Raw genomic sequence first — 20,172 nt, 5'->3', positions numbered from 1 at the left:
CCAGTTTGCGTATGCTGCAGTTTCGACGCCGGCCCGGGTTATTGACAGCCAGGGCCACCGCCGTCGGAAACATCAAGGAACCGGATCATGATTTTGGGCAAAACACTGGATGAGTGGACCACGAGCCTCCCTTTGATCCGCGAACTGGTGGCGTTGAAAGAAACCAGCTGGTTCAATCCGGCTGTCGTCCCCACGGCACAGGCGCTGGGCGATGTGGGCCTCACCGCCGCAGACGTGGCCGACGCCAGCGCCCGCCTGTCGCGCTTTGCACCCTACATCATGCGGGCGTTCCCCGACACGGCGGCCAGTGGCGGCATCATCGAATCGGGCGTCCGGCCCCTGCCGGCCCTGCAAGCGCTCTTGAGCCAGCGCTACGGCCTGGCGCCGGGCGGCGGCGCCTTGTGGCTCAAGACCGACAGCCACCTGCCGATTTCCGGCTCCATCAAGGCTAGAGGCGGCATTTACGAAGTGCTCAAGCACGCACAAGACCTGGCGTTGGCCGGCGACCTGCTGCACGCCGGCGACGACTACGCCGCGCTGGACAGTGACAAGGCGCGCGCCTTCTTTGGCCAGTACAAGATTGCCGTCGGCTCGACCGGCAACCTGGGACTGTCGATCGGCATCATGGGCGCGCGCCTGGGTTTGCAGGTGACCGTGCACATGTCGGCCGACGCGCGCCAATGGAAGAAGGACAAGCTGCGCTCGCACGGCGTCACCGTGGTGGAGTACGCCTGTGACTACAGCGTGGCGGTGGCCGAGGGCCGCAAGCAGGCCGAATCCGACCCCCGCTGCCACTTTGTCGACGACGAGAACTCGACCCATCTGTTCCTCGGCTACGCGGTGGCGGCAGAGCGGCTCAAAGGCCAGCTGGCTGCGGCGAACACCGTGGTGGACGCCGAGCATCCGCTGTTTGTTTACCTGCCTTGCGGCGTGGGCGGCGGCCCTGGCGGCGTGGCTTTCGGGCTCAAGCTGGCCTTCGGCGACGCCGTGCACTGCATCTTTGCCGAGCCCACCCACTCGCCGTGCATGTTGCTGGGTGTCTATACCGGACTGCATGATGCCGTGTCGGTGCAGGACTTCGGCATCGACAACGTCACCGCCGCCGACGGGCTGGCCGTGGGCCGCGCCTCCGGCTTTGTCGGGCGCGCCATGCAGCGCCTCGTGGACGGCTATTACACGGTCAGCGACGAGGAGCTGTACCGGCTGCTGGCGCTCATGGAGCGCAGCGAAGGCCTGCGCCTGGAGCCGTCGGCACTGGCCGGCGTGCCGGGCATGGCTCGGGTGCTGGGCGAGCAGCAGGGCTACCGCGCCCGTGCCGGCCTGAGCGCGCAGCGCCTGGCCCAGGCTACGCATCTGGTGTGGGCCACCGGCGGCGGCATGGTGCCCCCTAGCGAGATGGAGACCTATCTGGCCAGGGGCCGCCAGTTGCTGCAGGACTGAAGCCTGCGCGCCAATGCTGGCGCATAAGCTTATGCGCATAAGCGCAGAACAAATAAATAGTTTGTTTTTAGAAGCCGCACTTTTACAGTCGCGGCCATGCATGAATTTGCTTTCATCTGCGCCGGCTTCTTTGTCGGCTTCGTCGTCGGGCTGACCGGTGTCGGCGGCGGCTCGCTCATGACGCCTTTGCTGATTTTCTTCTTCCGCATGAAGCCGCACCTGGCCATTGGCACGGACCTGCTGTTTGCGTCTTTCACCAAGATGGGCGGCTCCATGGGCCTGGCGCGCGCCCGCTTGATCGACTGGCCGATTGTGGGGTTGACGGCACTGGGCAGCATGCCGGCCGCCCTCATTACGCTGTACATCCTGCACACCGTGGGCCCGGCCGACCCCGTCGTGCAACAAATCATGACCAGCACGCTGGGCGCGGCGCTGCTGCTCACCGCCGCCGCGACCTTGTACAAGGCTGTCGCCGGCAAGGCCGCACCGCGCCGCATCGCCGCGGCCGCGCTGGCGCAGGCCATCCGGCCCCGCAGCCGAGCGCTGGCCGTGCTGTTTGGCGCCGTCGTCGGCGCGCTGGTCACGCTCACCTCGGTCGGCGCCGGCGCCATCGGCGTGCTGGTGCTGATGCTCCTGTACCCGGCGCTGCCGCTGCCGCGCATCGTGGCGGCGGACATTGCCCACGCCGTACCGCTGACGCTGGTGGCTGGCCTGGGCCACGCCTCGATCGGCTCGGTCGACTGGCCGCTGCTGCTGTGGCTGCTGACGGGCTCGCTGCCCGGCATCTGGCTCGGCTCAGCGCTGATGCGCAAGACGTCCGACCGCGTGATCCGCTCCCTTTTGTCCGTGCTCATGGCCTATGCCGGGGCCAAGCTGATCGCCTTCTGAAATTTCGCGCAACCGACCCTGGAGCTGACTGAACCATGTACCAATACACCGATTTCGACAAACAGTTCGTGAAGCTGCGCGCCACCCAATTCCGCGACCAGCTCGAGCGCTGGCAGCGCGGCGAGCTGAGCGACGAGCAACTGCTGCCCCTGCGCCTGCAAAACGGCTGGTACATCCAGCGCTACGCCCCCATGGCGCGCATCGCCGTGCCCTATGGCGAGATCAGCAGCACGCAGCTGCGCACGCTGGCGCGCATCGCCCGCGAGTATGACAAGCCGAGCCCTGAGCTGCTGGCGCACGCCCAGGCCACGCAGGACGAACTGCAGGCCGCCCAGCCGGGCCTGACGCTGGCCGCGCCGCCGCTGCGCTACGGCTACGGCCACTTCACCACGCGCACCAACGTGCAGTTCAACTGGATCCCCATCACCCGCGCGGCCGACGTGATGGATCTGCTCGCCAGCGTGTCCATGCACGGCATCCAGACCAGCGGCAACGACATCCGCAACATCACCTGCGAGGCCTACGAGGGCATCGCGCAGGACCAGATCGTCGATACGCGCCCGTTCGCCGAGATCACGCGCCAGTGGAGCTCGCTGCACCCCGAGTTCTCCTTCCTGCCGCGCAAGTTCAAGATCGCCTACAACGGCGCCGTCGAAGACCGCGCCGCCACCGGCTGGTACGACATCGGTGTGCAGGCGCGCCGCGCGGACGACGGTGCCGTGGGCTTCACCGTCAAGGTGGGCGGCGGCATGGGCCGCACGCCGGTGATCGGCAGCGTGGTGCGCGAATTCCTGCCGTGGGACCAACTGCTCAATTACATCGAGGCCGTGGTGCGCGTGTACAACAGCTACGGCCGGCGTGACAACAAGTGGAAGGCGCGCATCAAGATTCTCGTCAAGTCCGAGGGCCAGAAATTCATCGATGCGGTGGAGGCCGAGTACAAGGCCATCGTCGAGCAGGATGGCGCCCCGCACACCATCACCCAGGCCGAGCTGGACCGCGTCACCGCCAACTTCGTGGTGCCCGAGCTCAAGCCCGCCAACCTGCCCTCCAAGGTCAATACCGACGGCCAGCTGTACCAGCGCTGGCTGCAGCAGAACGTGCGCGGCCACCGCCTGCCGCAGTTGCGCGCCGTCAGCCTGTCATTCAAGCGCGTGGGCTTCGCGCCCGGCGACGCCGATGCCGACACCATGGACGCGCTGGCCCGGCTGGCCGAGCAGTTCAGTGCCGGCGAGGCACGCCTGACGCACGAGCAGAACCTGCTGCTGCCCTGGGTGCATGCCAGCGACCTGCCCGCGCTCTACGATGCCGCGCGCGCGCTGGGCCTGGCGCAGCCCAACATCGGCCTGCTGACCGACATGATCGCCTGCCCCGGCGGCGACTTCTGCTCGCTGGCCAACGCACGCTCGCTGCCCATCGCTGCGGCGATTACCGAGCGCTACCAGGATCTGGACGAGGTGTTCGACCTCGGCCCGATCGACCTGCACATGAGCGGCTGCATCAACTCCTGCGGCCACCACCACAGCGGCCACATCGGCATCCTGGGCGTGGACAAGGACGGCAAGGAGTGGTACCAGGTCACGCTGGGCGGCGCCGACGGCACCGACCTGTCCGGCCCCGCGATCGGCGGCAAGGTGGTCGGCCCCTCGTTCTCGGCCGCCGAAGTGCCCGGCGTGATCGAGGCCGTGCTCACCACCTACCGCGAACTGCGCAAGAGCGGCGAGTTCTTCATCGACACGCTGCGCCGCGTGGGCCACGACCCGTTCAAGGCCGCCGCCAACGGCGCGCGCCACCAGGGCGGCCGCGCCGCGCACGCGGTCGAGGAAGCCACCACCTGAGCCTCTCACGATCAAGCCAAATACTATGAAAATCATAGCTAAAAACCAGGAATTCGCGCCGGCGGGCAGCCTAAAAACCCTGCAAATCGCCAACGACGCCGACATCGCGCAGCTGGCGCAGGAGGGTGCCTTGGCAGGCGTGGAGCGCATCGAGCTGAACTTCCCCAAGTTCACCGACGGCCGCGCCTTCAGCCAGGCCGTACTGCTGCGCCGCCGCTACAAGTTTTCCGGCGACCTGCGCGGCACGGGCGACGTGCTGATCGATCTGCTGGTGCACATGCACCGTAGCGGCTTCACCAGCGCCGTGCTGGCCGAAGGCGTGGACCCGGCCGCCGCCGAGCGCCAGTTCGCACGCTACAGCGCGTTCTACCAGGGCGACGCGCTGGAGCCGCGCCCGCTCTTTGCACGCGATACGGCACGGGAGGCTGCATGAGCGCTGTTGAGCTGCATGCCAGGCCATCGCTTGACTTCGACGCGAAACTGGCCGCCACCACCGCGCTGCTCAAGCTGGCCGCGCACGACTTCGCCCGTGCGCCCGGCGCCGCCGCGCCGCTGGTCGCGCAGGCGTCCAGCCTCGGCGCCGAAGACATGGTGATCAGCCATTTGATCAACACACTGCAACTGGACATCGGCATCTTTGTGCTGGAGACCGGCATGCTGCACGCCGAGACCCTGCAACTGCTGGCGCAGCTCCAGGCCGCGTCGCGCGCGCCGGTCGAGGTATTCAAGCCCGTCAACGAGTCGGTGGTTCACTTCGTGGCCAAGGAAGGCAAAGACGCCATGTACAAAAGCGTTGACCTGCGCAAGGCCTGCTGCCATATCCGCAAGGTCGAGCCGTTGGCGCGCGCGCTGGCCGGCAAAAGGGCCTGGCTCACCGGCATGCGTCGCGAACAGTCCGGCGCACGCGCCGAGGTGCCGATGATCGACACCAGCGACCTCACCGGTGGCACGGGCCGCGTCAAGTTCAACCCGCTCGCCAACTGGACCTGGGGCGACGTGTGGCATTACATCGCCCTGCACAAGGTGGCGTACAACCCGCTGCACGACCAGTTTTACCCGAGCATCGGCTGCGCGCCGTGCACGCGCGCCATCAGCCTGGGCGAGGATTTCCGCGCCGGCCGCTGGTGGTGGGAAGACGAGTCTGCGAAGGAATGCGGCCTGCATGTGAAACAACACAACAATCCCGAGGAAGCTGCCGCATGAACGCCCGCACCGACTTTTCACTCGAACCCGAGTTGCACCCCACCCTCGGCAACCATCACCTGGACGCGCTGGAAGAAGAAACCATCTTCATTCTGCGCGAGGTCGCCGCTGCGTTCGAGCGCCCCGCCCTGCTGTTCTCGGGCGGCAAGGACTCGCTGGTGCTGCTCAAGTGCGCCGAGAAAGCCTTCGGCATCGGCCGCATCCCCTACCCGCTCCTGATGATCGACACCGGCCACAACTACCCCGAAGTGACCGATTTCCGCGATCTGCGCGCGCAGCAGCTTGGCGCCAAACTGATCGTGCGCAAGGTCGAAGATTCCATGGCGCGCGGCACCGTGCGGCTGGCCCATGCGCTCGAGAGCCGCAACGTGCACCAGTCGGTCACGCTGCTGGAAGCCATCGAGGAATTCCGCTTTGACGCGCTGATCGGCGGCGCGCGCCGCGACGAGGAAAAAGCCCGCGCCAAGGAGCGCATCTTCTCGCACCGCGACGGCTTTGGCCAGTGGCAACCCAAGGCGCAGCGGCCCGAGTTGTGGACGCTGTTCAACACGCGCCTGGCCCCCGGCGAGCACTTTCGCGTGTTCCCGATCTCCAACTGGACCGAACTCGACATCTGGCAGTACATCGAACGCGAGCAAATTGCGCTGCCGCAGCTCTACTACACGCACCGGCGCGAAGTGGTCGAGCGCCGTGGCCTGCTGGTGCCGGTGACGCCGCTCACGCCGCTGCGTGAGGGCGAGGTCGCCGTCACCCGGGATGTGCGCTTTCGCACCGTGGGCGACATCACCTGCACCTGCCCGGTGGCGAGTCTGGCCGGCTCGGCGGCCGAGGTCGTGATCGAGACGCTGGCCGCCGATGTGAGCGAGCGCGGCGCCACGCGCATGGACGACAAGACCTCGGACGCTTCCATGGAAAAACGCAAGAAGGACGGGTATTTCTGATGAGCACTACTACTTTGATAGCAACTCACGAAGGGTACACGGGGGCTACAGGCCAAAATGACCATGATTCCGCACTCAAGTTCATCACCTGCGGATCGGTCGACGACGGCAAGAGCACCTTGATCGGCCGCCTGCTGGTGGACAGCCGCACGGTGCTGCAGGACCACCTGGCCGGCGTGCAGCGCAGCGGCGAAACCGATCTGGCGCTGCTCACCGACGGCCTGTCGGCCGAGCGCGAGCAGGGCATCACCATCGACGTGGCGTATCGCTACTTTGCCACCGAGCGGCGCAAGTTCATCATCGGCGACGCGCCCGGCCACGAGCAATACACCCGCAACATGGTGACGGCGGCCTCGAGCGCCGATGCCGCCGTGGTGCTGGTGGATGCCACCAAGCTCGACTGGAACAATCCCGTCCTGGAATTGCTGCCACAAACCCGGCGCCATTCGCTGCTGGTGAATCTGCTGCGCGTGCCCTCCATCGTGTTTGCCGTGAACAAGCTCGATGCGGTGCAGGACCCCGTTGCGGCGTTTGCCCACATCGGCGCGGCCCTGCGCGCCTTTGCCGCCTCGGCGCAGATTGCGGTGCATGCCATCGTTCCCATTTCGGCCCTCAAGGGCTGGAACGTGGTGGAGCGCGGTGCCGGCGCACCGGAGGCGCAAGACCTCGGCTGGTGCGGCTACCATGGCGCCAGCCTGCTGGAAATCCTGGAGCAGTTGCCCAGCACCGGCGCCGACCCGACGCAGCCCTTTGCCTTTCCGGTGCAGTGGGTCGAAAAGTTTTCATCCTCTGCCGACACCACGCAAGGCCGGCGCGTGTTCTGGGGCCGCGTGGCGGCGGGCGGCGTGCAGCCCGGCCAAAGCATCACGGTCATGCCGGGCGGACAAACCGCCACGGTGGCGCAGGTGCTGGATCATGCGCGCCAGCCCAAGGCCATCCTGGCGGGAAGCAGCGCCGGCATCGTGCTGGACCGCGAGGTCGATGTGTCGCGCGGCGACTGGCTGCTGGCGGACGCATCCAGCGAAGACAGCTTTGTGAGCAGCCCCGAGGGCAGCACCACGTTGAACGCCACCGTCGCCTGGATGGACGACGTGCCGCTGGTGGCCGGCCGCGTGTATTGGGCCCTGCACGGCCACCGCTGGGTCAAGGCCCGGGTCAAGCGCATCGTGCATCGGCTCAACGTGAACACGCTGGCCGAGGAGGACGCCACCGAACTCGCCCCCAACGCCATCGGCCATGTCGAGCTGTCGCTGCAGCAGCCGATTGCGACGCGGCCCTATGCGCAGTCGCGCACGATGGGCTCGATGGTGCTGGTGGACACGGCCTCCAACAAGACTTCAGGAGCCTTGCTCGTGCGATAGCTAAATCCCGAGCCGGGACCCCACACGCAAAACCCAATAAAATCGGCGGTTAACCCCTCCTTTGACCGATCCGATCGAAACAACATGACCCACGTCGTCACCGATTCCTGTATCCGCTGCAAATACACCGACTGTGTGGATGTCTGCCCCGTGGACTGCTTCCGCGAAGGCCCGAACATGCTGGTGATCGATCCCGACGAGTGCATCGACTGCGCGGTCTGCATCCCCGAATGCCCGGTGAATGCGATTTACGCCGAAGAAGATCTTCCCGCTGATCAAATGTCCTTCATCAAGCTCAATGTCGAGTTGAGCCATGCGCCCGGCTGGAAGAGCATCACGAAACGCAAACCGGCGCTCGACGACGCCGAAGAATGGAAAGACAAGACCGACAAAATCGGCGAGCTGGTGCGTTAAAGCACCGGGCCTGCCGCAGACCCGGCGAAAGAATTATGGAACCTCAACTGAACCAAGAAGTGATCAACACCGCCCAGGCCCACGATGGCCCGATTGAAACCGATGCCGTCATCGTCGGCGCAGGCCCGGTCGGCCTGTTCCAGGTGTTCGAGCTCGGCCTGCTCGAGATCAAGGCCCATGTGATCGACTCGCTGGCCCATCCCGGCGGCCAGTGCGTCGAGCTCTATCCCGACAAGCCGATCTACGACATTCCCGCCGTGCCGGTGTGCACCGGCCAGGAACTGACGGATTCGCTGCTCAAGCAGATCGAGCCGTTCGGCGCGACCTTCCATTTTGGACAGGAAGTGACGGTGGTGGACAAGCAGGAGGACGGCCGCTTCTATGTCGAGACCTCCAGGGGCACGCGCTTCCTGACCAAGACCATCTTCATCGCCGCCGGCGTCGGTGCGTTCCAGCCGCGCCTGTTGAAGGTCGATGGCCTGAACAAGTTCGATGGCTCGCAGCTGTTCTATCGTGTCAAGAACCCGGCCGATTTCGCGGGCAGGAACCTGGTGATCGTGGGCGGCGGCGACTCCGCGCTGGACTGGGCGCTGAACTTTGTCAAGGATGGCCCGCACAAGGCCGAGAGCGTGATCCTGATCCATCGCCGCGATGGCTTCAAGGCGGCGCCGGCCAGCGTCGCGAAGATGCATGAGCTGTGCAACGCCTACGAGATGCAGTTCATTGTCGGCCAGGTCACCGGCTACGAGGAAAAGGACGGACGGCTTACCGGTGCCAAGGTCACGGGTTCGGATGGTGTGACGCGCGTGGTGCCGCTGGACGTGCTGCTGGTGTTTTTCGGACTCAGCCCGAAGTTGGGGCCCATTGCCGAATGGGGTCTGGACATCGAGCGCAAGCAGCTCAAGGTGGACACCGAGAAGTTCTCCACCAACGTGCCCGGCATTTTTGCGGTGGGCGACATCAACATCTACCCGGGCAAGAAGAAGCTCATTTTGAGCGGCTTTCACGAGTGCGCGCTGGCCGCCTTTGCGGCCGCGCCGTTCATCTTCCCGGACAAGAAGATCCACCTGCAGTACACCACCACCAGCCCCAAACTGCACAAGGTGCTGGGCGTGGAAACGCCGGTGTTCGACTGAGCCGGCTGCGCTCATCGATCAGGCCCGCGCGTGCGGGCCTTTTTTTGTGCCCGATTCGATTTATTTTACCCGGGTGATATTGGAAACAAATTTAATCCGGGTATTATTCGATCCAATTTTGGGAAAACAAAAAATGGACGAACCAACACCCGCGCATTGCACCGCCTTCGAAGGCAGCCGGCGCATCGCATCCGGCGAGCTGAAGGCCGTCGCCGTTGCCGTCAAAAAGATCATTGACCGGGGCGTCACCGAGCCCGTGCTGGTGTTTGACGACAAGACGAGTGCCATTGTCGAACTCGACTTGCGCGGCACCCCGGCTGACGTGGCGCAGCGACTCGAACAAAAGCCGCATCACGGCGGGCAGAACCCGCCTTGCAGCGCCATGGCAGAGGGACGCCGCGGCCCGGGACGGCCCCGGCTGGGCGTGGTGGCGCGCGAAGTCACCCTGCTGCCCCGGCACTGGGACTGGCTGGCCAGCCAGCCCGGCGGCGCCTCCGTGGCGCTGCGCAAACTGGTGGAAGAAGCGCGGTGCGCCAATGCCGGCAAAGACCGTGTGCGGCAGGCCCAGGAAGCGGCCTACCGCTTCATGTCGGCGATCGCGGGGCACCAGAGCGGCTTCGAAGAAGCCACCCGAGCGTTGTTCGCCGGCAATGCGGCACGCTTTGACGAACTCGTGCAAGCGTGGCCTGTGGATGTTCGTCTTCATGCGACGAAACTGGCAACAGCGGCCTTCGAGCCACAGCCGCAACCACACCTTGAAGGAGGCGCCGAATGAGCGCCGCAGCAGCAAACCCGGCGACGCGCCCGCGGCTGTGGAAGGCGTTCCTGGCCTTTCTCGGGCCGATGATGCTGGCCAATATCCTGCAGGCCCTGTCCGGCACCATCAACAACGTCTACCTCGGCCAGATGCTGGGTGTCGGGGCGATGGCATCGGTGTCTGCATTTTTTCCGATTCTGTTTTTCTTCATCTCGTTCATGATCGGCCTGGGGGCCGGTGCCTCGGTGCTGATCGGCCAAGCCTGGGGCGCCCGGGAAGTCGAACGAGTCAAGGCGATTGCGGGCACCACGCTCAGCGTGGGCATCGGTGCAGGGCTGCTGGTGGCCGTGTTCGGTGGCGCTTTCACAGGCCCGATGCTGACCCTGCTGGGCACGCCCGCCGATATCCTGCCCGGGGCCACGAGCTACGCGCGCATCATGCTGATTGCCGCACCGGGCATCTTCGTGTTTCTGCTCGCGACCTCGATGATGCGCGGCGTCAGCGACACCGTGACGCCGCTGCTCACCCTGCTGATCTCGACCGCCATCGGACTGGTGCTGACGCCGGCACTGATTCGTGGCTGGGGCGGCTTGCCGATGATGGGTGTCGCCAGTGGCGCCTGGGCCAGCGTGGCATCGTATTCGGTGGCGCTGCTCTGGCTCGGCTGGTACATGCTCAAACGCCAGCACCCCCTGGCCCCGGATGCGGTTTTTTTGCACCACATGAAGATCGATCGGGCCATCCTGGCGCGGGTGCTGCGTATCGGCCTGCCGACGGCGGTGCAGATGATCACTATTTCGCTGGCCGAGGTGGCAGTGCTGTTCCTGGTCAACCGGTTCGGCTCGGACGCCACGGCGGCCTATGGCGCGGTGAATCAGGTGGTGGCTTACGTGCAGTTCCCAGCCATCTCCATCGCCATCACGGCGTCGATCCTGGGCGCCCAGGCGATTGGCGCGGGGCGCATCAACACCCTCGGCGCCATCGCCCGCACCGGCATCCTGATGAACCTCGTCATCACGGGCGCCCTGGTGGTGCTGGCGTATCTGTTCTCGCGCACCATCGTCGGATTTTTTATCACCAGTGCGCCGGTGGTCGAGGTGGCGCAAACCCTGCTGCACATCATGCTGTGGAGCTCCATCGTCTTCGGCATGTCTGCCGTGCTGTCGGGCCTGATGCGTGCCAGCGGCAGCGTGCTGGTCCCGACCGCCATCTCGATGTTCGCCATCCTGGCGATCGAGGTGCCCGTTGCCTGGGGCCTGAGCCATCGCATCGGATTGAATGGCATCTGGATGGCCTATCCTGTGGCCTTTCTGGCGATGCTCGCAATGCAGACCAGCTATTACCGGCTTGTCTGGCGCAAACGGCCCATTCGCAGGCTGTGAGCGCGGCCCTCATACAAAAGCCAAGCCCACTCGCCTTTCACCCTGCGCAGAGCCGAACACATGACCGACACCACATCGCTTCCCGCCCCCGGCAACCTGGCTTTGACGCCAGTCCCGGCCGCAGACCGGGTTTTCCACTGGCCGGAGCATGCCTCGCTCTGGTTCAGCCTGGGCGTTGGCCTGCTCGTCATCCAGGTCGGCGCCTACCTGGTGCCCGCCGTGGGCACGCGCGACGCCATGCTGGCCGTGGTGCTGGGATCGTTGTTGGGCGCGGGCCTGCTGGCCTGGACCGCCAAGATTGGCTGCGACAGCGGCCTGTCCAGTGCCGGGTTGATGCATGCCACCTACGGCAGTTTTTTTGCCCGCCTGCCGGTGCTGCTCAATATCGTGCAGCTGATTGGCTGGACCACGTTCGAGCTCGTGATCATGCGCGATGGCACGGCCGCCATCGGCAAACAGACCCTGGGTTTCGCCCTCGACGGACCGGCCGGTGTGCTGGGCACTACGCTGCTCTGGGGCGCCATGCTGACGGCCCTGATGGCCGGCTCCATGATCCGGCTGGTACGCCGGTTTGTGGCGCGTTTCGGGCTGCCGCTGGTGATTGCCTCCCTGTTGTGGCTGACGTGGCAGTTTGCCGGGCAGTTGCAGAGCCGGGGTTTTGCAGCCATCTGGGCCCGGCCCGGCGATGGCAGCATGGGGATGCTGTCGGCGCTCGATCTGGTGATTGCAATGCCGGTGTCATGGCTGCCGCTGGTGGCGGACTACGCGCGGCACGGCCGCAGCGGCAGGAGCGCGCTGGGGGGCACCTGGCTGGGTTACGCCGTTGCCAATATCTGGTGCTATGCGCTGGGCGTGCTGGTGGCCAGCGTCGCGCAGCCGGGGGACAACCTGGTAGGCGCGCTGCTGCTCGCACAGGGTGGGCTGATTGCGCTGAGTCTGATCCTGATCGATGAAATCGACAATGCCTATGGCGATGTCTACTCGGGCTCGGTGTCGGCGCACAGCCTTAAGCCATCCTGGAGCATCCGCCGCTGGGGCCTGTTGCTTGCGGTCCTGTGTACCGCCCTGGCGCTGGTGCTGCCAATGCATAGCCTGGAGCCATTCCTGCTGACTTTGAGTTCGGTGTTCGTGCCGCTGTATGGCGTGATCCTGGGCCGGCTGGGCTTCAGGAAGCGCCCCGAACCCGCGCCCTCGCCTCGCAAGATCGACGTTACCGCCGCCGTGCTGTGGCTGGCTGGTATTGCCATCTATCACGCGACCGCGGCTTGGGCGCCGCAATGGGGCTCCGCACTGCCGACCCTCGCGCTCACCTTTGCGCTGGCCTGGCTGACGCGCCCAAAACAGGTCTGAAAGGCTCGCTACGGCGTTGGCAGTATCCGCAGCGGCACGGGCGCGTGGCCGTGGTTCAAGGGGCCATGCCCGTGTCCCGTATGCACGCCCGCCCCCGCGGCGATCGCCGCCAGAATGTAGGCGCGTGCCTGCTCGACCGCTTGCGGCAAGGGCAGCCCCAGCGCCAGATACGCCGCAATGGCCGAGGACAGGGTGCAGCCCGTGCCATGCACGTTGCGGCTGGCAATGCGCGCCGATTGCAAACGCTGGCGCGCGCTACCGGCCTGCGCCAGCACGTCCACCACCTGATCTCCCGGCAGATGGCCCCCCTTCAGCAGCACCGCCCGCGCGCCTAGCGCCAGCAGGTCGCTGGCGGCCTGGTCGAGTGCTTCGACGCCACGGATGTCGCGCGCCAGCAGCAAGGCCGCTTCGTCCAGATTGGGTGTGACGACCGTCGCACGCGGAAACAGTTCCTGCACCAGAACCTGTACGGTCTCCTGGGCGATCAAACGGTCGCCACTGGTGGCGACCATCACCGGGTCCAGCACCACCTGCGTGAGCTGGTAGTGGTCAATCGCCCACGCAACCACCTTCACGATCTCGGGCGAGTGCAGCATGCCGATCTTCACGGCATCCGCGCCGATGTCTTCCACCACCGCCTGAATCTGGGCCTTCACCATGTCCGGCGGAATCCCATGGATGGCGCGCACGCCCACCGTGTTTTGTGCCGTGATCGCCGTGATGGCGGTCATGCCGTAGCAGCCCAGCGCGCTAAAGGTTTTGAGGTCGGCCTGGATACCGGCGCCGCCGCCGCTGTCCGAGCCGGCAATCGACAAAACCCGCGGATAGCGGCCGCCCGGCGGCGGACAAGAATCATTCATGGTCATTGCGAAAATTATGCGGCAAGTTGCAATGCGGCCAATGCCTGCGTGGTGTGATGTAATCTGGGGTACGGATGAAACAGGGGTGTCTGGCCAGTTTGGCTTGACTGAGATAAACCCTAAGACCCGATCCAGATCATGCTGGCGTGGGAAGTTTCCACCAATGAGGCCACCTCGTTTTGTCCAGCTGTTTTCTGCAGATGGACCCATGAATTTCCACTCTTCGTCAAAGTTGTCCACCTCGGTGGTATTGGGCGCCGGCCTGATGGGCCGGCTGCTGGCCGTGCAGCTCGCGCGCGCGGGCCATGCGGTCAAGCTGTATGACGCCGGCGGCCCGCAGGCTGAAGGTGCGGCTGCCCGTGTTGCGGCAGCCATGCTGGCACCGCTGGCCGAGTCCGCCGTAACCGAAGCCGGCGTGGTGCAAATGGGGCTGCATGCGCTGGGCCGCTGGCCCGCGCTGATCGCGCAGCTCGATCAGCCGGTGTTTTTCCAGCAGCAGGGCTCGTTGATCCTGTGGCACCGGCAAGATGCCGCGGAGGCCGCACGTTTCGCCGGCCAGATGAAAGCCATCCAACAGCGCATCACGGCGCTGCCGGTCGTGCAGCCGCTGGACGCAGCCGGCGTGGCCCGGCTGGAGCCCGCACTGGGTGCGCGTTTTACGCAGGGGCTTTATCTGCCCGGTGAAGGCCAGCTCGACAACCGCCAGTTGCTGGCGGCGCTGCTGCATCAACTGCAAACGCTGCAGGTCGAACTGCATTGGCACAGCCCGCGCGACCCAGGCGACTTCGATCCCGGCCAGCGCGGCCAGCCCGACTGGGTGTTCGACTGCCGCGGCCTGGGCGCGCGCGGCCAGTGGCCGGCCTTGCGCGGCGTGCGCGGCGAAATCATCCGGGTCCATGCGCCCGAAGTGACGCTGATCCGCCCGACCCGCCTGATTCATCCGCGCTACCCGCTCTACATCGTCCCCAAGCAGGACCATCTGTTTGTGATCGGGGCGACCGAAATCGAGTCGGACGATCTCTCTCCCGCCAGTGTGCGCTCCACCCTCGAGCTGTTGAGCGCAGCGTATTCAGTGCACACCGGTTTTGCCGAGGCGCGCATCGTCGAGATTGCTACGCAGTGCCGCCCCGCCCTGCCCCACAACCTGCCGGCCATCCGCCACCTGGGCCCGCGCGTACTGCAGATCAACGGCCTGTTCCGCCACGGCTTCATGATTGCACCCGCGCTGCTCGATGTGGTGATGGAACTGGTCACCACCGGCGAGTCCGCGTTGGCCAACACCTTTGCGCTGGGCCTTGAACAGGCCGAGGGGGTGGCCTCATGAACATCACCCTCAATAAAACGGCCCACGAAATCCACAGTGGCGCGACGCTCGCCGACGCACTGGCCCTGTTGCAACCCAAGCCGCCGTTCGCCGTGGCCGTCAACATGCAGTTCGTTCCCAACACGCAATATATGCAGACTCTGCTGCAGCCCGGCGACGACATCGAGGTGATTTTCCCGGTCACCGGTGGCTGAAAGGATCCATCCATGAACAACGCCTCCACGCCTTCCGATCCCCTGGTCCTGTACGGCCAGACATTCCAGAGCCGCCTGCTGCTGGGCACGGCCCGTTACCCCTCGCCCGCCACCATGGAAGCGGCCGTGCGCCGCGCGCGCCCTGCGATGGTGACCGCCTCTTTGCGGCGCCAGCAGGTGGCGGACAGCAACGCCGGCAACAGCTTCTGGGAGTTGCTGCGCCAGTTCGATGTGCCGGTGCTGCCCAATACCGCCGGCTGCCACAGCGTGCAGGAAGCCATCATCACGGCGCACATGGCCCGCGAGGTGTTTGCCACGCCGTGGATCAAGCTCGAACTGATCGGTGACGACTACACACTGCAGCCCGACACCCTCAATCTGGTCGACGTCGCCGGCCGGCTGATCAAGGACGGTTTCAAGGTGCTGCCCTATTGCACCGAGGATCTGGTGCTGTGCCAGCGCCTGGTGGACGTGGGCTGCCAGGCCGTGATGCCATGGGCGGCGCCCATCGGCACCGGCAAGGGCCCCGTCAATCCCTATGCCCTGCGCATGCTGCGCGAGCGCCTGGCCGTGCCCATGATCGTCGACGCCGGGCTGGGCTTGCCCTCGCACGCCTGCCAGGTGATGGAATGGGGTTATGACGGCGTGCTGCTGAACACGGCCGTGGCGCTGGCGCAGGACCCCGTGGCCATGGCGGGCGCATTCGCCGGCGCGGTGCAGGCGGGGCGCGACGCGCACCTTGCCGGCGCCATGCTGGAGCACGATGCCGCCCAGCCCAGCACCCCCGTACTGGGCACTCCTTTCTGGCATGAGGCTTGACCATGACTTCCCACCACGACATGGCGCAGGCCATTGTGTCGGCCCACCAGGCCACGCTCGGGCTGACGCCGCAGGTTCGCACCGCGCCGGCATTCAGCAGCGAGGCGCCGGTCTACCGCGCCGCCAAACAAGCCTGCCTGGATCTGGGATTCATCGAAATCGACGCCGAGTGCCTGGCCCACGCCTGGCAGGCGATGACGCTGCGCACAGGCCATTTCAGTCCCGCCGACTGGCCCGCCGATCCCCAGGACTTCGGCATGCGGGCCTGGCCGCGGCCGGACGCGTTCGCCAGTTGCCCCAAGCAACTCGGGCTGTACGCCGTGCTGCCCGATGCAGCCTGGGTCGTGCGCATGGCGCGGGCCGGCGTGCCCACGGTTCAATTGCGCTTCAAATCCGGCGATGCCCAGGCCGTGGAGCGTGAAGTGCGCGCGGCGGTCGAGGCCGTCAAGGGCACGGACGCACGGCTGTTCATCAACGATCACTGGCAAGCCGCCATCGCCGCAGGCGCGTACGGCGTGCATCTGGGGCAGGAAGACCTCGGCGCGGCGGACCTGTCGGCGATCCGCGCCGCCGGTTTGCGGCTCGGCCTGAGCAGCCACGGCTACGCCGAAATGCTGCGTGCCGACCGCTTGAGCCCCAGCTACATCGCCATGGGCGCGGTGTTCCCCACCACCCTCAAGCAGATGGCCACCGCGCCGCAAGGCACCGGCCGCCTGGCCGCCTATGCCCGGCTGATGCGCGACTATCCGCTGGTGGCGATCGGCGGCATTGACGGCGGCAAACTGCCCGAGGTGCTTGCCAGCGGCGTAGGCTCGATAGCGGTCGTGCGCGCACTGGTCGCTGCGGCGCAACCGGAGGCGGCTGTAGCAAAGTTGAAAGCAGAGATGCAGGCCTGGATGGCAACGCAGGAGGCGATTCAAATGTCGTGACAGGGAGTCATTAGTCACGGCAAGATTTAAAAGAAATACACCCGTAGCCCTCACAAAGTCTTGACACATAGCTTCTATTTTTATAGCAATTCATGCTTTTGAATGACCACGCATTGCCGCCGCAGGCGATGCCCCGTAGCGCACCGCATTTCAGTTCGAAGCGCGCCAGGATCGCCCAAAAACATTGCTATAATTTAAGGCTTGTTCCTCGATAGCTCAGTTGGTAGAGCGCCGGACTGTTAATCCGTAGGTCCCTGGTTCGAGCCCAGGTCGAGGAGCCAATTAGGTACGGAGCTGGGCACCCCTATGGTGCCCATTTCTTTTTGTGCAGCCGCTGCCAGCAAAGCCGCCTTTTTGCCGCGCATCACCACCCGCTTGCCATCGAAGCGGACTTCGCTCACAAACTCCCGCAAGTAGCGTTTCGAGAAGCCTGCACTGCGATCGAGCACGCGGGCACGCAAGGCCGTGCTGAACGCATCGAGCTGACGCGCCGACAGCATGGCCACCGGCAGCTCCTTCATGCGCTTGGCGCCCGCCACCTCGATGAGCACCGCCTCGCGCCTTGCCTTGAGCTTTTGCGCCCTGACCTTGAGCATGTCATCCATCGGCAGCAAGCCCTTCTCCACCGCCTCATAAAGCCGGTTCGTGCCGGTTTCCAATTCGACCAGCTCCTTCTTGAGCGTACGCAGCGTCTCGTCCTGCCCCGAGTTAGCCTGCTTGAGCTGTTGCTTCATCTCGCGCAGCATGTCGCGCAGGCGCTCAGGTGTCAGCACCTTGTCGGCGAACGCAGCCAGGACGAGGTTGTCCATCTTGGGCATGGACACGGCAGGCGTGCAGCAGGCGCCAGCGCCTCGCCCAATGCGGGTATTGCACTTGTAGTACTGGTAGCGCCCGCCCTTGCCCGTGGCCGTGGTCATGCCAGCGCCGCAGCTATCGCAGCGCAGCAGGCCTGTCAGCAGCGTTGGCGTGTTCACCACCCGCGCCGGCGTGACGGCCGGTGACCTGTCGTGACGCTTGGCGGCGACCGCCGCAAATACCTGTCTATCAATGACGGGATCGATTGGCACCGTTACCCATTCATCCTTCGGCTTGGCTTGATGGCCCTGCCCGTCCTGCTTGTTGAACACGTAGTCGCCCATGTAAGCGGTGTCGGCCAGCAACTGCTGCACCCGGTTGCGTGTCCATTTGGCACCCCGGCGCAGCACGCCGCGCTCGCCCAAATGCACGGCAATTTGCAGGCAGCCCATCTCGGCCCCGTTCAAACCGTTGAGGTACATCTCGAAGATGCGCCGCACCGTGGGCGCTTCGGCCTCGTCGATCACAAGGCGCTTTTTCTTGCCCTTGGCCGCTGGCAGGTCGACTTCTTCGGTCTTGTAGCCAAATGGCGGCTTGGAGCCATTGAAGAAGCCCTGCCGGGCGTTCTCTTTCAAGGCCCGCAGCGTGTGCTTGCCGGTTTCCTTGCTCTGGTATTCGTCGAACAGACTGAAGATGCTCCGCGCCATCTCGCCGGACGGATCATCACTGGTTTGTTGCGTGATAGAAATTAGCTTGACACTTGATTTCTTAAGTTGCCGCTCGTAAAGAGCAGAAGCGATGTGGTCGCGAAAGAACCGCGACAGGCTGTGCACGATGACGGCCTCATAGGGCGAGGGCTTGAGCGTGGCGTCCGAGATCATCCGCTGGAACTCGGGTCGCCGGTCATCGGTGGCGGACGCGCCCGGCTCGACATACTCCTTGACGACGGCATAGCCGTTGCGTTTAGCCCAATCCCGCATTTGGCGCAGCTGATCCGGGATGGATAAATCCTTGTCAGCCTGCCTTGTGGTGGACACGCGAGCGTAAAGCGCAACAGCCATTTTTTTACTCCTTATCGTCTTGCAGCCAGAGCACGTCCTTGACCAACTCGGGCAGCAGTTCCTGCACCAGTTTCAACTCAGCAGGCAGCAAAGGCAAGTCTGCGTCCAGATCGCAATCGACGATCAGTTCGGATTGGGTTTTGTTCAATCATGGGGCACCTCCTTTCCTGCATGTATCGGCCTGCCCGTGTCCTTGCCACTCAGCTTTTCATAGTCGGCCACGATCCGCTCCACTTCCCGTTCCAGTCCATTTTGGCCAAACTCATCCAGAAACAAACCCCGGAACGCCCAGAATTGAGAGTCCGGCAGCGCCGCTTTTGCCACTCTCAGCGCCCTGTTCTTTCGGGCGTTGATCGCCGCGAACAAGACGTCCTGCAGCCTCATGCCCCGATCCTCAATTGATCGATGCGCCGCTGCACATCACTGCGCCAGGTCAAACCGTTGTGCACCTTTTCCAGCAGGGGAATGAGGCGGTCAATGGTTTGGCCTTGCGAGAGCATGGGACGGCCCTCCTTCAGGCACTCGATGGCCGCCACCTTCTTGAGATAGCCCTCCATGCTGATCGCCATGCGGATCAGCGTTTCATCGAGCTGGGCGCGTGCATCGAGTTCGCGATACACGCCTTGGGCCGGTAGCTGGTCGATGTGCTCGGCAAGCATGACCCATAGGGAATGCACGGGCCAGCGGGAACGATTGCCGTCCTCGGACTTGACGCGCAGGCTGGTGTGTTCGCTCACCAGATAGCGCAGCACATCGCCATAGCCGTCGAACAGGGCATCGAAGGTGCGCAGGCCAAAGCGTTTCAGCGTTTCCTTGCGCACTTGCCACTCGACCCGCCAGACGTTCTCGGTCTGCCCTTGCCACAGGGGATGCAGCCAGTATTTGCCGCTGGATTCCTCGACCTCAGCGGACTTGTTGTACACGCGCAACACGACTTCATCACGGCCAAAGGTGAAGGTCTGGACTTCGCCATTCTTGCGGTGCTGGCTGTCCTTCTCGGCGACAGTGACGAAGCTGTCCTCGTCGAAGTCAACGGTCGGCAGGTGGAAGTCGAACGCGAAGTCGCAGCGCGACACGCCTTCGGGGCGCACGGGCACGAAGCCTAGGGAACCGGCCCAACTCAGGAAACCTTCGTGCAGGGCCCGTGCACCTTGGTGCCACAGCGCAAGACTGCGGTAGGTGACGAAGAAGCTGGGATCGTTGAATTCCCCGAACTGGATGGTGCAGTGCTGATTTGAGATGACGAAGGGATAGCCGGATTTGGTGCCGTTGGGCAACAGCATGAATTCGGTGCCGCCCAGCTCGATCACCAGCGGGTCGCGGGACTTGGACTCGCGATGGGCTTCCCGGCGCTCTCTCAGGGCCGCGAAGTCGAGATTGCTGATGCAACCCGAGCGCAGGTAGTAGGCGCATTCGACGGTATCGAGGCCGGAAAGCAGGAGCTTCATGGCTCACACCTCACCGGAAACGCATACACCGG

21 protein-coding genes, 1 tRNA gene and 1 riboswitch are annotated in these 20,172 nt (G+C 64.9%); of the genes, 17 read left to right on the top strand and 5 right to left on the bottom strand.

Features of this window, described 5'->3' with window-relative positions:
- The first annotated feature begins 87 nt into the window (after positions 1-87).
- The 12 genes from dsdA (at position 88) to EUB48_RS09955 (ending at position 12,710) form a co-directional block, all read left to right on the top strand.
- Positions 88-1,440: a D-serine ammonia-lyase gene (dsdA, locus tag EUB48_RS10010; protein ID WP_142818745.1), complete on the top strand. Its 1,353-nt coding sequence runs from the start codon at positions 88-90 to the stop codon at positions 1,438-1,440.
- A 96-nt stretch (positions 1,441-1,536) separates the two neighbouring features.
- On the top strand, positions 1,537-2,328 hold the full coding sequence (locus EUB48_RS10005) for a sulfite exporter TauE/SafE family protein (protein ID WP_142818743.1): 792 nt from the start codon (positions 1,537-1,539) through the stop codon (positions 2,326-2,328).
- Between the two features lie 35 nt (positions 2,329-2,363).
- Positions 2,364-4,166, top strand: a complete 1,803-nt coding sequence (locus EUB48_RS10000; protein WP_142818741.1) for a nitrite/sulfite reductase — start codon at positions 2,364-2,366, stop codon at positions 4,164-4,166.
- Positions 4,167-4,191: 25 nt separating this feature from the next.
- Positions 4,192-4,599, top strand: coding sequence for a DUF934 domain-containing protein (locus EUB48_RS09995; RefSeq protein ID WP_142818739.1), 408 nt, complete (start codon positions 4,192-4,194; stop codon positions 4,597-4,599).
- Entirely contained in the window at positions 4,596-5,369 is a 774-nt protein-coding gene (locus tag EUB48_RS09990) for a phosphoadenylyl-sulfate reductase (RefSeq protein ID WP_142818737.1), read from the top strand. Before EUB48_RS09995 ends, EUB48_RS09990 begins: the two co-directional genes overlap by 4 nt.
- Positions 5,366-6,310: a sulfate adenylyltransferase subunit CysD gene (gene cysD, locus EUB48_RS09985; protein WP_142818735.1), complete on the top strand. Its 945-nt coding sequence runs from the start codon at positions 5,366-5,368 to the stop codon at positions 6,308-6,310. Before EUB48_RS09990 ends, cysD begins: the two co-directional genes overlap by 4 nt.
- Positions 6,310-7,671 (top strand): sulfate adenylyltransferase subunit 1, encoded by a 1,362-nt coding sequence (locus EUB48_RS09980; RefSeq protein WP_142818733.1) that lies wholly within the window; start codon positions 6,310-6,312, stop codon positions 7,669-7,671. The genes cysD and EUB48_RS09980 overlap by 1 nt, the downstream gene beginning before the upstream one ends.
- An 84-nt stretch (positions 7,672-7,755) precedes the next feature.
- Entirely contained in the window at positions 7,756-8,085 is a 330-nt protein-coding gene (fdxA, locus tag EUB48_RS09975) for a ferredoxin FdxA (protein WP_077561966.1), read from the top strand.
- A 35-nt stretch (positions 8,086-8,120) separates the two neighbouring features.
- Complete coding sequence (locus EUB48_RS09970) at positions 8,121-9,221, top strand: NAD(P)/FAD-dependent oxidoreductase (protein ID WP_142818731.1); 1,101 nt, start codon at positions 8,121-8,123, stop codon at positions 9,219-9,221.
- Positions 9,222-9,354: 133 nt separating this feature from the next.
- Positions 9,355-9,996 (top strand): DUF2239 family protein, encoded by a 642-nt coding sequence (locus EUB48_RS09965; RefSeq protein ID WP_142818729.1) that lies wholly within the window; start codon positions 9,355-9,357, stop codon positions 9,994-9,996.
- The gene (locus EUB48_RS09960; RefSeq protein ID WP_210411725.1) at positions 9,993-11,360 is read left to right on the top strand and encodes an MATE family efflux transporter; all 1,368 of its coding nucleotides are present in this window, start codon (positions 9,993-9,995) and stop codon (positions 11,358-11,360) included. Before EUB48_RS09965 ends, EUB48_RS09960 begins: the two co-directional genes overlap by 4 nt.
- Positions 11,361-11,420: 60 nt before the next feature.
- Complete coding sequence (locus EUB48_RS09955) at positions 11,421-12,710, top strand: purine-cytosine permease family protein (protein WP_142818728.1); 1,290 nt, start codon at positions 11,421-11,423, stop codon at positions 12,708-12,710.
- Between the two features lie 8 nt (positions 12,711-12,718).
- Here the strand turns inward: EUB48_RS09955 and thiD are convergent, their stop codons facing one another.
- Complete coding sequence (thiD, locus tag EUB48_RS09950) at positions 12,719-13,570, bottom strand: bifunctional hydroxymethylpyrimidine kinase/phosphomethylpyrimidine kinase (RefSeq protein WP_142818726.1); 852 nt, start codon at positions 13,568-13,570, stop codon at positions 12,719-12,721.
- A gap of 71 nt (positions 13,571-13,641) precedes the next feature.
- Positions 13,642-13,740: riboswitch (TPP riboswitch) on the top strand.
- A 38-nt stretch (positions 13,741-13,778) separates the two neighbouring features.
- Between thiD and EUB48_RS09945 the strand changes: the two genes are divergently transcribed.
- From EUB48_RS09945 to EUB48_RS09925, 5 genes are all read left to right on the top strand, one after another.
- Positions 13,779-14,894 (top strand): FAD-dependent oxidoreductase, encoded by a 1,116-nt coding sequence (locus tag EUB48_RS09945; protein ID WP_142818724.1) that lies wholly within the window; start codon positions 13,779-13,781, stop codon positions 14,892-14,894.
- The gene (thiS, locus tag EUB48_RS09940) at positions 14,891-15,088 is read left to right on the top strand and encodes a sulfur carrier protein ThiS (RefSeq protein WP_142818722.1); all 198 of its coding nucleotides are present in this window, start codon (positions 14,891-14,893) and stop codon (positions 15,086-15,088) included. The genes EUB48_RS09945 and thiS overlap by 4 nt, the downstream gene beginning before the upstream one ends.
- A gap of 12 nt (positions 15,089-15,100) precedes the next feature.
- Positions 15,101-15,907 (top strand): thiazole synthase, encoded by an 807-nt coding sequence (locus EUB48_RS09935; protein WP_142818719.1) that lies wholly within the window; start codon positions 15,101-15,103, stop codon positions 15,905-15,907.
- 2 nt (positions 15,908-15,909) lie between these two features.
- Positions 15,910-16,836 (top strand): thiamine phosphate synthase, encoded by a 927-nt coding sequence (thiE, locus tag EUB48_RS09930; RefSeq protein WP_142818717.1) that lies wholly within the window; start codon positions 15,910-15,912, stop codon positions 16,834-16,836.
- Between the two features lie 205 nt (positions 16,837-17,041).
- A tRNA-Asn gene (locus EUB48_RS09925) sits at positions 17,042-17,117 on the top strand.
- Here EUB48_RS09925 and EUB48_RS22030 read toward each other — a convergent pair.
- Genes EUB48_RS22030 through EUB48_RS09905 form a run of 4 tightly spaced genes read right to left on the bottom strand, consistent with a single transcriptional unit; the run spans position 17,076 to position 20,140 of the window.
- Positions 17,076-18,692: a recombinase family protein gene (locus EUB48_RS22030; protein WP_420821450.1), complete on the bottom strand. Its 1,617-nt coding sequence runs from the start codon at positions 18,690-18,692 to the stop codon at positions 17,076-17,078. The two genes, EUB48_RS09925 and EUB48_RS22030, sit on opposite strands and share 42 nt — an antisense overlap.
- 4 nt (positions 18,693-18,696) lie before the next feature.
- The gene (locus EUB48_RS21350) at positions 18,697-18,840 is read right to left on the bottom strand and encodes a hypothetical protein (RefSeq protein ID WP_168226731.1); all 144 of its coding nucleotides are present in this window, start codon (positions 18,838-18,840) and stop codon (positions 18,697-18,699) included.
- Positions 18,837-19,076: a hypothetical protein gene (locus EUB48_RS09910; RefSeq protein WP_142818715.1), complete on the bottom strand. Its 240-nt coding sequence runs from the start codon at positions 19,074-19,076 to the stop codon at positions 18,837-18,839. Before EUB48_RS09910 ends, EUB48_RS21350 begins: the two co-directional genes overlap by 4 nt.
- Positions 19,073-20,140 (bottom strand): hypothetical protein, encoded by a 1,068-nt coding sequence (locus tag EUB48_RS09905; RefSeq protein ID WP_142818713.1) that lies wholly within the window; start codon positions 20,138-20,140, stop codon positions 19,073-19,075. The genes EUB48_RS09910 and EUB48_RS09905 overlap by 4 nt, the downstream gene beginning before the upstream one ends.
- Between the last annotated feature and the right edge of the window lie 32 nt (positions 20,141-20,172).

Source organism: Rhodoferax sediminis, from assembly GCF_006970865.1.
Taxonomy (GTDB): Bacteria; Pseudomonadota; Gammaproteobacteria; order Burkholderiales; family Burkholderiaceae_C; genus Rhodoferax_A; species Rhodoferax_A sediminis.
The sequence above is the reverse complement of the archived record's forward strand: the minus strand, read 5'-3'. Positions and strand labels throughout refer to the sequence as shown.